Source organism: Nocardioides sp. SLBN-35 (assembly GCF_006715725.1).
Classification (GTDB): domain Bacteria; phylum Actinomycetota; class Actinomycetes; order Propionibacteriales; family Nocardioidaceae; genus Nocardioides.
Window position 1 is genome coordinate 943412 of sequence record NZ_VFNU01000001.1, and the last position, 14568, is coordinate 957979.

General features: G+C 71.7%; 15 protein-coding genes. 9 read left to right on the plus strand and 6 right to left on the minus strand.

From position 1 onward, the window contains the following. Positions 1-270 precede the first annotated feature (270 nt). Complete coding sequence (icmF, locus tag FBY23_RS04625; protein WP_141797077.1) at positions 271-3441, minus strand: fused isobutyryl-CoA mutase/GTPase IcmF; 3171 nt, start codon at positions 3439-3441, stop codon at positions 271-273. An 83-nt stretch (positions 3442-3524) separates the two neighbouring features. On the opposite strand from icmF, the gene FBY23_RS04630 reads away from it, so the two are divergent. After that, the gene (locus FBY23_RS04630; protein ID WP_260805749.1) at positions 3525-4028 is read left to right on the plus strand and encodes a MarR family winged helix-turn-helix transcriptional regulator; all 504 of its coding nucleotides are present in this window, start codon (positions 3525-3527) and stop codon (positions 4026-4028) included. Between the two features lies 1 nt (position 4029). Here FBY23_RS04630 and FBY23_RS04635 read toward each other — a convergent pair whose 3' ends face one another. After that, a complete protein-coding gene (locus FBY23_RS04635) occupies positions 4030-5034 on the minus strand; it encodes a VWA domain-containing protein (RefSeq protein ID WP_141797078.1) in 1005 nt (334 codons plus the stop codon). A 143-nt stretch (positions 5035-5177) separates the two neighbouring features. On the opposite strand from FBY23_RS04635, the gene FBY23_RS04640 reads away from it, so the two are divergent. After that, positions 5178-6869 (plus strand): AMP-binding protein, encoded by a 1692-nt coding sequence (locus FBY23_RS04640; RefSeq protein WP_141797079.1) that lies wholly within the window; start codon positions 5178-5180, stop codon positions 6867-6869. Between the two features lie 63 nt (positions 6870-6932). Here FBY23_RS04640 and FBY23_RS04645 read toward each other — a convergent pair whose 3' ends face one another. The 4 genes from FBY23_RS04645 to FBY23_RS04660 form a co-directional block, all read right to left on the minus strand. Further along, a complete protein-coding gene (locus tag FBY23_RS04645) occupies positions 6933-7787 on the minus strand; it encodes a 3-hydroxybutyryl-CoA dehydrogenase (protein WP_141797080.1) in 855 nt (284 codons plus the stop codon). Between the two features lie 68 nt (positions 7788-7855). Next, the gene (locus FBY23_RS04650) at positions 7856-8359 is read right to left on the minus strand and encodes a low molecular weight protein-tyrosine-phosphatase (protein ID WP_141800858.1); all 504 of its coding nucleotides are present in this window, start codon (positions 8357-8359) and stop codon (positions 7856-7858) included. Next, on the minus strand, positions 8359-8751 hold the full coding sequence (locus FBY23_RS04655; protein WP_141797081.1) for a phage holin family protein: 393 nt from the start codon (positions 8749-8751) through the stop codon (positions 8359-8361). The genes FBY23_RS04650 and FBY23_RS04655 overlap by 1 nt, the downstream gene beginning before the upstream one ends. Positions 8752-8763: 12 nt before the next feature. Beyond that, a complete protein-coding gene (locus FBY23_RS04660; protein WP_141797082.1) occupies positions 8764-9468 on the minus strand; it encodes a GntR family transcriptional regulator in 705 nt (234 codons plus the stop codon). Positions 9469-9507: 39 nt separating this feature from the next. Between FBY23_RS04660 and FBY23_RS26300 the strand changes: the two genes are divergently transcribed. The 7 genes from FBY23_RS26300 (at position 9508) to FBY23_RS04700 (ending at position 14385) form a co-directional block, all read left to right on the plus strand. Beyond that, positions 9508-9945: a hypothetical protein gene (locus FBY23_RS26300; RefSeq protein WP_186348219.1), complete on the plus strand. Its 438-nt coding sequence runs from the start codon at positions 9508-9510 to the stop codon at positions 9943-9945. Positions 9946-10055: 110 nt separating this feature from the next. Next, on the plus strand, positions 10056-10934 hold the full coding sequence (locus tag FBY23_RS04675; protein WP_141797083.1) for a hypothetical protein: 879 nt from the start codon (positions 10056-10058) through the stop codon (positions 10932-10934). 39 nt (positions 10935-10973) lie between these two features. Continuing rightward, entirely contained in the window at positions 10974-11201 is a 228-nt protein-coding gene (locus FBY23_RS04680) for a hypothetical protein (protein WP_141797084.1), read from the plus strand. A gap of 5 nt (positions 11202-11206) precedes the next feature. Continuing rightward, entirely contained in the window at positions 11207-11698 is a 492-nt protein-coding gene (locus tag FBY23_RS04685; protein WP_141797085.1) for a hypothetical protein, read from the plus strand. An 81-nt stretch (positions 11699-11779) separates the two neighbouring features. Further along, positions 11780-12643 (plus strand): DUF2510 domain-containing protein, encoded by an 864-nt coding sequence (locus tag FBY23_RS26305; protein ID WP_186348220.1) that lies wholly within the window; start codon positions 11780-11782, stop codon positions 12641-12643. A gap of 13 nt (positions 12644-12656) precedes the next feature. Continuing rightward, positions 12657-13535: a hypothetical protein gene (locus tag FBY23_RS04695; protein ID WP_141797086.1), complete on the plus strand. Its 879-nt coding sequence runs from the start codon at positions 12657-12659 to the stop codon at positions 13533-13535. A gap of 10 nt (positions 13536-13545) precedes the next feature. Next, positions 13546-14385, plus strand: a complete 840-nt coding sequence (locus FBY23_RS04700; RefSeq protein WP_141797087.1) for a hypothetical protein — start codon at positions 13546-13548, stop codon at positions 14383-14385. The last annotated feature ends 183 nt before the right edge of the window (positions 14386-14568 follow it).

Here is a 14568-nt window from a genome sequence, read left to right on the forward strand (position 1 = left end):
GGTGAGTGATTCGAACCTACGTCGAACGACCGACGCCGCCTTCGACATCGACTGCGAAAAAAAATTCGTCGGAGGTCGAGGAGGTCGCTCAGCGACCGTCACGAGACCCCTGGCCGTACTCTCGCCGACCGTCCACGGATAGCCCCGGCAGCACCTCACCTGGTCTCGTGACGTGCCACGACCTCGCTTGCTTCGCTGTGCGAGCTCGTCGGCTCTCCTCGACCTCCTCGGCCGACGCCGGTCTGCTCCTTCGTCGCAGACCGGCGGGCCTCAGACGTTCCTGCGGTACTGCCCGCCGACCTCGAAGAACGCCTCCGTGACCTGGCCCAGCGAGCACACCCGGGCGGCGTCCATGAGGACGGCGAAGACGTTCTCGCCGCTCGTGGCCGCCTCCTTGAGCCGGGCGATGGCCGCGGTGGCGTCGTCGGCGTGGCGGGCCTGGAAGTCGCGCAGCCGCACCAGCTGCGACTCCTTCTCCTCCGTGGTCGCGCGGGCCAGCTCGATCTCGTCGGGCGTCCCGTCGCCGCTCTCCGGCGCCCGGAAGGTGTTGACGCCGATGATCGGGAGCGTGCCGTCGTGCTTGCGGTGCTCGTAGAGCATCGACTCGTCCTGGATCCGGCCGCGCTGGTAGCCGGTCTCCATCGCGCCGAGGACACCGCCGCGCTCGGAGATCCGGTCGAACTCGGCGAGCACGGCGGACTCGACGAGGTCGGTGAGCTCGTCGACGACGTACGAGCCCTGGAGCGGGTTCTCGTTGGAGGCCAGGCCCCACTCGCGGTTGATGATCAGCTGGATCGCCAGCGCGCGACGCACCGACTCGGTCGACGGGGTGGTGACCGCCTCGTCGTAGGCGTTGGTGTGCAGCGAGTTCGCGTTGTCGTAGATCGCGATCAGCGCCTGCAGCGTGGTGCGGATGTCGTTGAAGTCCATCTCCTGCGCGTGCAGGGAGCGACCGGACGTCTGGACGTGGTACTTCAGCTTCTGCGAGCGCTCGTTGGCGCCGTAGCGGTCGCGCATGGCGACGGCCCAGATCCGGCGGGCGACCCGGCCGATCACGGTGTACTCGGGGTCCATGCCGTTGGAGAAGAAGAACGACAGGTTGGGCGCGAAGTCGTCGATGTCCATGCCGCGGGCGAGGTACGACTCGACGTACGTGAAGCCGTTGGCGAGGGTGAACGCGAGCTGGCTGATCGGGTTCGCCCCGGCCTCGGCGATGTGGTAGCCGGAGATGGAGACCGAGTAGAAGTTGCGGACCTGCTGCTGGATGAACCACTCCTGGATGTCGGCCATGCAGCGCAGCGAGAACTCCGTGGAGAACAGGCAGGTGTTCTGGCCCTGATCCTCCTTGAGGATGTCGGCCTGGACCGTGCCACGGATCGACTTGATCGCCTCGTACGGGTCGATGCCGCGCTCGCGGGCCTGGTCCATCGCGGTATTGAGGTAGAACGCCAGCACCGTCGGGGCGGGGCCGTTGATCGTCATCGAGACCGACGTCGTGGGGGAGAGCAGGTCGAAGCCGTCGTAGAGCGCCTTCATGTCCTCGAGCGTCGCGACGGAGACGCCGGACGTGCCGACCTTGCCGTAGATGTCGGGGCGCTCGTCGGGGTCGCGGCCGTAGAGCGTGACCGAGTCGAAGGCGGTCGACAGGCGGGTCGCCGGCTGGCCCTCGGAGAGCATCCGGAACCGCTTGTTGGTGCGGAACGGGTCGCCCTCGCCCGCGAACATGCGGGCCGGGTCCTCGTCGGCGCGCTTGAACGGGAAGACGCCCGCGGTGAAGGGGAAGTGGCCCGGGAGGTTCTCGCGGCGCCAGTAGCGGACCAGCTCGCCGTGGTCGGCGAAGCGGGGTACGGCGACCCGCGGCACCCGGTTGCCGGAGAGCGACTCGCGGCCCTTGGCGGCGGTGTCCTCGTCGTACTGCGCGACGACACCCGGCCAGGCGGCCAGCTGGTCGCGTACGTCGAGCGGCAGGTCGTCGTTGGCCCGGGCCGCGGCGGCGGCGAGGTCCTCGATCTCGGCGAGCTCCTCGGCGACCGCGGCGAAGCGCTGCGCACGGCGGGCCTTCTCGACGAGCACCTCGGTGTCGGCGTGGTAGCTGCGCACGGTCTCGGCGATCTCGGCGAGGTAGCGGACCCGGTCGGCGGGCAGCACGGTCTGGATCCGGGTCGACGTCTTGCCCTCGACCGGCGCGAGCAGGCCCTCGCCGGCGGCGAGGCCCCGTCCGGCGAGCAGGCCGCGCAGGAACTGGTAGAGCGCGGTGACGCCGTCGTCGTCGAAGGTGGCGGCCGAGGTGCCGAAGACGGGCATGTCGGCGGGCTGCTTGCCGAACGCCTCGCGGTTGCGGACCATCTGGCGGCCCACGTCGCGCAGCGCGTCCTCGGCGCCGCGGCGCTCGAACTTGTTGATCGCGACCGCGTCGGCGAAGTCGAGCATGTCGATCTTCTCCAGCTGCGACGCGGCGCCGAACTCCGGCGTCATGACGTAGAGCGAGGTGTCGACGAACGGCACGATCGCCGCGTCGCCCTGGCCGATGCCGGGGGTCTCGACGACGACGAGGTCGAAGCCGGCGGCCTTGATCACGGTGAGCACGTCGTCGAGGTGCTCGGGCACCTCGTGCGCGCCGCGGGTGGCGAGGCTGCGGAAGTAGACCTGGTTGCGGTCCAGGCCGTGCCCGGTCAGGTCGAGGCTGTTCATCCGGATCCGGTCGCCGAGCAGCGCGCCGCCGCCCTTGCGCCGGGTCGGGTCGACGGCGAGCACGGCGACGCGGACCTTGTCCTGCTGGTCGACCCGCAGGCGTCGTACGAGCTCGTCGGTGAGGCTGGACTTGCCGGAGCCGCCGGTGCCGGTGATCCCGAGGATCGGTACGGCGTGAGCGGCCGCCGCCGCGGAGAGCTGGTCGAGCAGCGCGCGGTCGAGCTTGCCGAGCTCGGCGCCGGTGATGGCGCGCGCGAGCGCCGCGCGGTCGCCGCTGAGGACCTGCTCGGCGGTGACGCTGCCGGTCTCCCACAGGTCGGTGTCGCAGGCCTCGACGACGGTGTTGACCATGCCCGGCAGGCCGAGCCGCTGGCCGTCCTCGGGCGAGAAGATGGTGACGCCGGACTCGCGCAGCCGGTTGATCTCGTCGTGGACGATGACGCCGCCACCGCCGCCGACGACCTTGATGTGGCCGGCGCCGCGCTCACGGAGCAGCTGGGTGAGGTACTCGAAGTACTCCACGTGACCGCCCTGGTACGACGACACCGCGATGCCCTGCACGTCCTCCTCGATCGCGGCCTCGACGACCTCGGCCACCGAGCGGTTGTGCCCGAGGTGGATCACCTCGCAGCCCTGGCTCTGGAAGATCCGCCGCATGATGTTGATCGAGGCGTCGTGGCCGTCGAACAGGCTGGACGCCGTCACCAGGCGGACGGGGTGCTGCGGGACGTGCAGGGTGTGCTCGGGCATCGATCCTCCAAACTCCTTGGATCTCCGATAGTAGGACGTCCAAGTAATCTGGGAAAGTCCCCGGATGATCTAGGGTTCGGTCCGTGCCCGACGCCCGCCTGCCGTTCGACCCGATCGACCGCGCCGGCGACCTCTGGGAGGAGCACTTCGGCGACGCGACCGCGATGCGGCTGGCCACTTCGGTGATGCGGGTCCAGCAGCTGATGATCGGGGCGCTCGACGCCGCGCTGAAGCCGTTCGGGCTGACCTTCTCCCGCTACGAGGTGCTCGTGCTGCTGCTGTTCAGCCGGCACGGCGCGCTGCCGCTGAGCAAGATCGGCGAGCGGCTGATGGTCCATCCCACCTCGGTCACAAGCGCGATCGACCGCCTCGAGGCCCAGGGGTACGTCGTCCGGGTGCCCGACGAGGCCGACCGCCGTCGTACCCTCGCCCGGCTCACGCCCGAGGGCCGCACGACCGTGCGCAGGGCGACCAAGGCGGTCACCGCGATCGACTTCGCGGTGACCGGCCTCAGCGGCGACCAGCAGGCCGATGCCTACGACCTGCTCCGCCAGGTCCGCCAGGCCTCCGGCGACTTCGCGGACTGACCTACTTCTTCGACCTGCTCTGGCTCACCTGGGTGGTCACGGTGACCTGCGGCGATCCTGAGCCGGCCGCGGTGTTCTTGACGACGAAGGTCAGCTTGCCCGGGACCAGCTTGGTCACCTTGACGACCAGGTAGGTCGCGCCCCGCTTGGTCCTGATCTTGAGCGGGTGGCCCTTGGTCGCGACGACCCGGCCGTGGCGCTTGATCTTGACCTTCTTGACCTTGAACGCGTCGAGCGGGCTGGTCCAGGTCAGCGTCAGCTGCGCGGACCGCGACTTCCGCTTGATCTTCACCCCGTGATGGGTCGCCCCACCCGCCGCGATGGTGTCGACGAAGGTCTTCGGCGGCGACTGGCAGGTCAGGCGGGTCTGGATCTCGTTCATCACCGGCTGCAGGGCCTGCGCGTCCGGGAGGGCGAAGTACTGACCGCCGGTCTCGGCCGCGATCTGTTGCAGCCGCGCCTGGTCCTCGGCCGCGGCGAGACCGGGGCTGAAGCCGATGACGTACGTCGGCGTCTGGGCCTGCGGTGCGGGGTTGAGGTGGGCGTTGAGGTAGTCGCCGCTGTTGTGGCCCCCGTCGGTCAGGAAGATCCGGACCGTGGCGCCGGGGTTGACCGCGCGTGCCGAGTCGAAGGCGAGGTTGTAGTCCGTGCCGCCGTTGTCGGCCTGGATCAGCGCGTCGAGCGATGCCTTCATCGTCGCCGCGCTCGGCCCGACGGCCGCCGGCGCGAAGACGTTGTCCTCGACCGACCCGAACTCGGTCGCGCCGAGGATCCGCGAGGGGGCCAGGGCGTCGACGAGCAGGTTCATCGCCTGGACCCGCAGCCGGTCCGGATCGGTGCCCGACATCGAACCGGAGTCGTCGATGATCGCCTGGATGTTCGCGGCCGGCGCGCAGGCCGCGGCCCTGGCCGGTGGTGCGGCCGTGGCGGGTGCCGCCGCGACCAGGCTCGTCGCGACGAGCCCTCCTGCCAGTGCCCGTGCCACCCCTGAGCCCGGAATGCCCATGGTCGTCCCCTTCGCTCGACGTCAGGGCATCGTCCATCGGGGCCGGTGGCGCGAACATCACCGAAATCTGGGGTATCGGTGCGCCGTGTCGACCCTCCGTTCGAGGGTGTCGCCGCGCGCGGCGGGTGGGCAGAGTGGGCACCATGAGCACAGCCCTGCGTACCGCCCGGGACCTGCTGCGCGACCTCCGCGCCGATCACGCCGGGGCGGTGGCCCGGTTCGAGTGGCCCGACGTCGGGCCGAGGTTCAACTTCGTGCACGACTGGTTCGACTCCTATGCGCGGGACAGCGAGCAGCCCGGGCTGGTGATCGTCGAGGAGGACGGCCGGCGGGCGTCGTACACCTTCGGCGAGCTGGTCACCCGCTCCGAGCAGGTGGCCGCGCTGCTGGCCGAGCAGGGGATCGGACGCGGCGACAGCGTCGTGGTCATGCTCGGCAACCAGGTCGAGCTGTGGGAGTCGATGCTCGCGCTGATCCGGCTCGGCGCGGTGATCATGCCGACCACCACGGCGGTGGGGCCGGCCGAGCTGGTCGACCGGCTGGGGCGCGGCGATGCGCGGGCCGTCGTCTGCAATGCGGCCGATGCGGGGAAGTTCGACGAGGTCCCGGGGTCGTACGCGCGGATCGCGGTCGGTCCTGCCGAGGGCTGGGTGTCGTACGCCGCGGCGTACGAACGTCCCGCCGAGCCTGTCCCGCACCCCGGCAATGCGAGCACCGACCGGCTGCTCCTGTACTTCACCTCGGGCACCACCTCACGGCCCAAGCTGGTCGAGCACACCCATGTGTCCTACCCGGTGGGGCACCTGTCGACGATGTACTGGCTGGGCCTGCAGCCCGGCGACGTGCACCTCAACATCTCGAGCCCCGGGTGGGCGAAGCACGCGTGGTCGAACTTCTTCGCCCCGTGGCTGGCCGAGGCGACGGTGTTCGTCTACAACTACGCCCGCTTCGACGCGGCTGCCCTGCTGGGCCAGCTCCGCGCGGAGGGGGTGACGACCTTCTGCGCGCCGCCGACGGTGTGGCGGATGCTGATCAACGCCGACCTGTCCGGGGGTCCCGGCGTGCTGCGTGAGGCGATCGCCGCGGGTGAGCCGTTGAACCCCGAGGTGATCAGCCAGGTCGAGAGGCACTGGGGCCGCACCATCCGCGACGGCTTCGGCCAGACCGAGATGACCGCCGCGATCGCGAACACCCCGGGCCAGCCGGTGAAGGCCGGCTCGATGGGCCGCCCGCTGCCCGGCGTACCGGTGGTGCTGGTCGACCCCCTGGAGGGCGCCGTGGTCGACGGCGTCGGCGAGGGCGAGCTCTGCCTCGACCTCGCGTCCTCACCGCTGAGCCTGATGACCGGCTACCAGGGCGATCCGGCGAAGAACGCCGAGGCGATGGCCGGCGGCTTCTACCACACCGGCGACGTCGCGGCGCGTGACGAGGACGGCTACATCACCTACGTAGGCCGCACCGACGACGTGTTCAAGGCCTCGGACTACAAGATCAGCCCGTTCGAGCTCGAGAGCGTGCTGATCGAGCACCCGGCGGTGGCCGAGGCCGCCGTCGTGCCCGCGCCCGACCCGGTGCGGCTGGCGGTGCCCAAGGCGTACGTCGCGCTGGTGCCCGGCTTCGAGCCGACCGCGGAGACGGCGGAGTCGGTCCTGCGCTACGCGCGCGAGCACCTCGCCCCGTTCCTGCGGGTGCGGCGCCTGGAGTTCTACGAGCTGCCCAAGACCATCTCCGGCAAGATCCGGCGGGTCGAGCTGCGGCAGCGGGAGAACGAGGTCGAGGGGGCTCGGCCCTCGGGTGAGTTCCGCGACGACGACTTCCCGGACCTGAAGGGCTGAACACACGAGTTGGGTGGGTGAGGGTGACCCTGAGGTCACTCTCGCCCACCCAACTCGGTCGTCTCAGGCGTAGGTGTAGAAGCCCCGCCCGGTCTTGCGGCCCAGCAGGCGTGCCTCCACCATGCGGGCGAGCAGCGGCGGGGCGGCGTACAGCGGCTCCTTGAACTCCTCGTAGAGCGACTCGGCGACGGCCTTGACCGTGTCGAGGCCGATCAGGTCGGCGAGCGCGAGGGGGCCTTGGGGGTGGGCGGCGCCGAGGACGAGACCGTGGTCGATGTCCTCGGCGGAGGCGAAGCCGGACTCGTACATGCGGATCGCAGACAGGATGAACGGGATCAGCAGCGCGTTGACGACGAAGCCGGCGCGGTCCTGGCAGTCGATGGCGGTCTTGCCGAGGTCGTCCTGGACGTACGCGCGGGCGCGCTCGGTGGTGTCGGCGTCGGTCATCAGGGACGGGACCAGCTCGACCAGCTTGAGGACGGGGACCGGGTTGAAGAAGTGCACGCCCAGCACGTGCGTGGGGCGCTTCGTGGCGACGGCCAGCTTCATGATCGGGATCGAGGAGGTGTTGGACGCGAGGATCGCGTCGGGGCTGGTCACGATCTCGTCGAGGCGGCGGAAGAGGTCGGTCTTGGCCTGCTCGTCCTCGACGATGGCCTCGACGACGAGGTCGCGGTCGGCGAGGGCGGCGAGGTCGTCGACGACGCGGATCCGGTCGAGCACGGCGGCGGCGGACTCGATCTTGCCGCGGCTCTCGGCGCGCTTGAGGGAGGTCTCGAGGCGATGGCGGGCGGCCTCGACCGCGTCAGGGGTGGACTCGACGACGATGACGTCCTTGCCGGCGCGGGCGTTGACCTCCGCGATGCCGGATCCCATCAGGCCGCCGCCGACCACTCCCACACGCTCGATGCTCGTCATCAGGTTCCCCTCGCTCGATTACTAGGACGTCCTAGTAAATGTAGGGGTGACCGGTGAGTAGGACCAGTTCAGGCGAGTACGCCGGCCACCGCGGTCACGAGGGCGGCCGAGGTCCGCTCCACCATGGCGAGCACGGTGCCGAACCCGTCGTCGCCACCGAAGAACGGGTCGGGGACCTCCCCACCCGGCTCCACCGGGTCGAAGTCGCGGAACAGCCGCACGCGGTCGGGGTCGGCCTCACCGAGTGCGCGCAGGTCGCGCAGGTTGTCGCGGTCCATGGCGAGGACCAGGTCCTGCTCGTCCAGCCAGGACGCGAGCACCTGCTGGGCCCGGTGCCGACTGGCGTCGTACCCCTCGGTCGTGAGCAGGGCCGCGGCCCGGCGGTCCATCGCCTCGCCGACGTGCCAGGTGCCGGTGCCGGCGCTGACCACCTCGACCCGGTCGTCGAGGCCGGCGTCGGCGACGCGCGCGGCCAGGACCACGTCGGCCATCGGGGAGCGGCAGATGTTGCCGAGGCAGACCAGCGCGACGCGGTAGTGCCCCGGGGTGCGGGGCGGGGGAGCAGCCGTCATCAGTCGCCGAAGCCGAGGATCGCGTCGAGGAACCACGTGGTGATGCTGATGATGATCGAGCCCCACACCGCCGGCCAGAACCCGTCGACGTGGAACCCGATGTCGACCAGGTCGGCCAGCCACGCGGTGAACCGCAGCAGCAGCGCGTTGAGCACGATGAGGAACAGGCCCAGCGTCAGCAGGATGAAGGGGATGGACAAGAAGGTGAGCAGCGGCTTCACCAGCGCCGTCACCGCGCACGAGATCAGCGCGACCAGCACCAGCGGCAGGATCTTGTCGTCGAACTCGGCGCGCCCCTCGGTCGCGCCCTTGAACCAGATGCCGTCGATCAGCTGCGCGGCCACGGCGAGCGCGGCGGTCGTGATCGCCCAACGGGACAGGAAGGCCAGCATGCCGCCAGTCTGTCATTCCAGGCCGAGCGCCTCGACGATCTCGATCTCGGCGTCGTCGATGTGCTTGCGCAAGAATGCGTGCGCCCCGTCCGGTCCGTCGATCCGGTCCGCCTCCAGCAGCGCGACCAGCCCTTCGTGGGAGCCGGCCTCGTCGTGCGCGTTGCGGTTGATCCGCTCGACCTGCGCCAGCGCCAGTCGGAGCTCGTCCATCAGCGCCTCGGCCATCTGCACCAGCCGCGCGCTCCCGGTCAGCTCGACGAGCGAGACGTGGAAGGCGAGGTGGCGCTCGTTGAGCTCCTCGTACGACGCCTCGCCGCTGCGCACCGCCGCCGTGTAGGCGTCGAGGGTGGTGCGCACCCGGGCCCGTCGTACGGCGTCCGCGGCCGGCCATGCCAGCACGCCCGCGCCCTCGAGCACCCACCGCGCCCGGCACACGTCGCGCACCGACTCGGCCCGCGGTGTGGCGACCATGACCCCACGGTGCGGCTCCCGGGTCGCCAGCCCCTCGGCCACCAGTACCGTCAGCGCCTCGCGGACCGTCGGTCTCGAGACCCCGAGCGACTCGGCGAGAGCGATCTCGCGCAGCGGCGTACCGCTCTCCAGGTCGCCCTCGAAGATCGCCCGCCGCACCTCCGCGGCGACCCGGGAGACCGTCGACTCGTTCTCGACGCTCAGCAGGGTGAACGGGCTCTTCGGTGGCGTGGACGGTCCGGCCATGCACCCATTCTGCAAGCCTTCCTCGTCTAGGGTGAGGCCGTGCCCTCCGAGCTCCCGACCGACGGCCCGTCCCTCGAGGTGGGCGGCGGCCGCGGCCTGCGGGCGGCCGTCGCCGTCGGCGGCGTCCTACTGGCCATCGCGGTCGTGGCGGTCGCCGCGTTCCTGCTCGTCGGCCGCGACGACGGCGACGCGGATCCCGCCGGCGGCAACACCAGCAGCAGTACGACGCCCGGCGCGCCCGGCACGAAGGCCAGCCTCGACCTCCCGACGATCGACCCGTCGGACTTCCCGAGCGACCTGCCGACCGAGAGCCTGCCCGAGCTGCCGAGCGGCGCTCCGAGCGTCCCGGACCTGCCGACCAAGGTTCCAAGTGGTGTCCCGTCGGGTATCCCCGACGACATCCCGCCCTTCCCCACCGACCCCGCCGACCTGGAGTCGTGGTTCTCGGACTACCTGGAGCAGGTGAACCCCTCATGAGCCAGCAGCCCCCCTTCCCCCCGCCGCCGGGTCCCCCGCCGTCGGGTCCGCCGTCGTCGGGTCCGCCGTCGGGTCCGCCGTCTGGTCCGCCGCCGTTCCCGCCGCCGGGCATGCCCGGACCGCCTCCCCCGGGCGGCCAGGGCAAGGGCAAGGGCCTGTGGATCGCGCTCGGTGTCGTCGGCGTGGTCCTGCTCGTCGGTGTCGTCGTCGGCCTGATCGTCGCCCTCACCGGTGATGACGACAGCGACGGCGAGGACCGCGGCGGCGACAGCGCCGCCGGAGCGCCCGAGGACGTCGTCGAGAAGCTGGTCGACGCCGCCGAGGACGGCGACTGCGCCGCCGCGGAGAAGCTGCTGACCGAGGAGGCCAAGGCGGCCGAGCCCTGCGAGGACGAGGCCTTCCAGCTGCTCGCCACCGAGGACGTCGAGTCCGAGGTCCACGACGCCAGCATCGACGGATCCACGGCGAGCGTGCCCGCCGACTTCACCAGCCAGTACGGCAGCTCGACGTACACCTTCCTGCTCGAGAAGGTCGACGGCGAGTGGCTGGTCGCGTCGTACGACGTCTCGCGGAGCTCGGAGTCCGACGACCCCGGCGCCGAGGGGACCGACGCGCCGACCGCGAGTGTCACCGTCCCGACCGACACGGCCCGCCCGTCCGCCACCGGCTCGAGCAGCGCCGACGCCGTACCGGACGAGCCGGCCGCCGTGGTCGAGGCGTTCCTCGACTCCGCGTTCGCCGGCGACTGCGCGACCGCGGAGGACCTGGTCACCACGACGTACCTCGACGACGAGGGCAGCTGTGACGCCGCGCAGATCCCGACCGAGCTGGGCGACTCGGTGAAGTGGAAGGTCGGCGACGCCATCGTCGACGACGCCGCCGGTACGGCGACCGTGCCGGTCGAGATCACGATCTACGGCTCGACCCAGAAGTCGGACTTCGAGCTGGCCCGCGAGGGCGGCCGCTGGAAGATCAGCGACGCGGGCTGACCCGCCCCGCGACGGCCCGATCCTGACTAGTCTGACCGCATGAGCCAGCCGCCGTACGGTGCTCCTCCTCCGCCGCCCACCGGCCCGCCCACCGGCCCGCCGCCTCCGGCCTACCTCGGCGGCGCGCCCGCCGCGTACGGCGGTCCGGCCCTCCCACCACCACCGGCGACGACGAAGCGGACCATCGGCTTCACGGTCGGACTGCTGACCGCGATCGTGCTGGTGCTGGTCGTGGTGGTGGTCGCGATCATCACCACGACCAACTGAGCCGGGTGCGCCGCCCGGGACGGCGTACCGCCATCGCGGCGGCTGCGCTCGTCGTGGTGGTGGCTGCGGTGGCCTCGCTCGTGGTGCTGTTGCGCGGCCCGGGGCCCGAGGACGTCGCGGAGGACTACCTCCGCGCGAGCTGGGAGGGCGCCTGGCGCACCGAGTGTGCGCTGGCCACCGAGCGGTGGCGCACCTACCTCTACGAGGGTGAGCCGTACGCCGACTGCGCGGCCTACGCCGAGGCCGCTGCCGCGACGGCCGAGTCGTCGGCCCTCGCGCCGTACCGTGGCGACACCGACGTGGTCGTCACCGTCGAGCCGTTCAGCCAGGGGGACGGGCGGGCCCGGGTGAGCTACGACGTCGAGCTGCGCTACCACGGCGACGACCAGGACGGGTTCGACGCGATCTGGCAGGGCGCCGGGCCGCACGACCGCGGCACCGTCGAGCTGGTCGAGGTCGACGGCGACTGGCGGGTCGCGGGCGTCGACGCGGGCTGACTCCGGGACCGCGGTGGGGTTGAAGCCCGCGGCGGCGTGGCATGATGCCCGCCGACCTGCCCGCCCGCCCAGGAGAGTGCGATGTCCGACCCGAACCAGCCCACCGTCCCCGCCGGTTGGTACCCCGACGGCCAGGGCGGGCAGCGCTGGTGGGACGGCACCCAGTGGACCGAGCACACCCAGTCGCCGTCCGCCGGGCCGGCCGCCGACGCCACCGTCATCGCCCCCCGGCCTCCGCAGCAGCAGCCCCAGCAGCCGCCCGCGCAGCCGCAGTTCCAGCAGCCCGCGCAGCCCCAGCAGCCGCCGGCCCAGCACTACGCGCAGCAGCCCTACGGCCAGCAGCCGCAGCAGTTCGGCCAGCCCCAGCAGTTCGGCCAGCATTTCGCCCAGCCCGGCTGGGCCCCGCCGAGCGGCGGCGGTGGTGGTGGCAAGAAGCTCGGTCTCCTCCTCGGTGCCGGCGCCGCGGCGCTCGTCCTGCTCGTCATCCTCGTCGTCGTGCTGGTGAAGGTGACCGGCGGCGGCAGCCCCGAGGACGTGGCGACGGACTACCTCAAGGCGCGCGGCGAGCGTGACTACGGGGCGTGGTGCGAGCTGACGGCCGAGGACGAGCGGGACTCCCTGCTCGAGGCGGCCGACGCCGACGACTGCGACGAGTTCGCAGACGAGTCGGCGAAGGAGGAGGAGAAGACGAGCGACCAGTTCGAGGACGAGTACGGACTCTCGCTCGACGAGGCCAATGACAACTTCGACTACGAGTACGAGGTCAAGGACGTCGACGAGGACGGCGACGAGGCGACGGTCGAGGTGAAGCAGACGGCCGAGTACACCGCCGACGACAAGTTCCTCGACGAAGCGCTCGACGGCGAGAAGACCGACGAGCGGACCCTCACGATGAAGCTCGTCAAGGAGGACGGCGACTGGAAGGTCCAGGACGCGAACTCCTGAGTCGACCGGCCCGATGCGCTCCCTCACCGCGACCGTCACGGTCCTCCTGGCGACCCTGGTCGCCCCCTTCGCGATCGCCGGGACCTGGCTGACCGCGCGGGTCGACGACCGCAGCGAGTACGTCGACACGGTCGCCGGTCTCGCCCACGACCCGGCCGTGCGTCAGGTGCTCGCCGAGGCGGCCGCGGACGGGGCGGTTCAGTCGCTGCAGGAGCACATCCCCTTCGGGCTGCCCTCGGCCGTGCGGGAGTGGGCCGACGAGGCGGCCACCACGGTCGTGGAGAGCCCGGAGTTCCCGGCGTTCTGGCGCCGGGCCAACGGCGACGTGCACGACCAGGTGCTCGCGGTGCTCGAGGATCCCGAGGCGCCCGCCGACGGCTCGATCACCGTCGATGCCGGACCCCTGGTCGACCAGGTGCTGGGGCGCCTCGAGGACCGCGGCATCCCGGTCGGGCTGCTGCCCGACGTCGAGCTCCGGGTCCCCGTGGAGCGGGAGTCGAAGGTCGCCGAGGCTGGCCCGGCGTACCGTGCCGTCGACGGGGTCAGCCGACTGCTGCCGTTCGTCTGGATCGGCCTCATCGTGATCGCCCTGGTCGTCGCGCGCGGCTGGCGGGCCGAGGTCCGCGCGCTCGGGCTCGGCCTGCTCGGCGTCGCCCTCGCGGCGGTGGGGCTGCTGCTCGCCGCGGAACCGCTGCGCGACGCCGCTCTCGACCGGGTCGAGGTGGAGCGCCGTGAGCTCGCCGGGGCCCTGCTGGACGCGGTGGTCGGCTCGCTGGAGCCGTACGCGCGGGGCTTCCTCCTGGCGGCGCCCGTCGGGCTGGTCCTGCTGCTCGTCACCCTGTGGCCGCGCCGCCGGGACGAATCGCCTCTCCCGGAGCCCTCGGGGCACTAGGCTCACGCGCGTGAGCGACCAGTTCCCCCCACCTGGGCAGCCCGGCGAGCAGCCTCCGACCCAGATGGCGCCGCCGGCCGGCGGCGCCCCCGTGCCGCCGTACGGCGCTCCCGGCCAGCCGCCGCAGCCGGGCTACCCGCCCCAGCCGCCGCAGCCCGCGGCGCCCGGCTACCAGCAGCCCCAGCAGCCGGGCTACCCCCAGCCCGGCTACCCCCAACCGGGCTACCCGGGCGGCGGCTACCCCGGTGGACCAGGCGGCCCCGGCGGCCCCGGATTCCCGGCGCCCCCGACCGGTGGGGGCGGCAAGAAGGGCCTGATCATCGCGGTCGTCGCCGGGGTGGTGGTCCTCGTCCTCGGTGTCGTGGCGGTGCTCGCCTTCACCGTGTTCAACGGTGACGACGACAAGCCGGCCGCCAAGGACGACACGTCCACGACCAAGGACGCTACCGACGAGCCCACCGACGAGCCGACCGACGAGCCGACCGACGAGCCGACCGAGTCCGACTCGTCCGACCTGGGCGACGCGCCCACCGACGACCCGTCGATCACGGCGCGGGCCTTCCTCGACTCGCTGCTCGAGGGCAACTGCCTCGCGGTGGAGGGTCTGACGACGCCGGACTACTTCGCCTCCGAGTTCACCGACCAGGACGGCTGCAAGGCGGTCGCCGGAAACCTCGAGATGTCCAACGCCGAGTACACCTTCGAGGACCCCACGATCGTGGGCGACATCGCCGCGCTCGACGGCGACGTCTACGCGCCCAACACCGGCAAGACCCTGGTGTCGCACTGGGCGCTCGACGGCAGCTCGGGCGAATGGCTCGTGAGCGGCTACAGCTACACCGAGAAGTGATGCGCCGGTACGACGACGCGGCTCCCCGTGTCGTCGTACCGCCCTGGGGGACAGGACGCCGGGACAGGACCCGCGCGTCGCCCCCGACGCCGGCCGGCGTCGGGTTCGCGATCCGATCATGGGGACGAAGTATCGTGGCGAGTGACGGTGTGCTCCGGATCACGTCACGCCACCCCTGTGCCG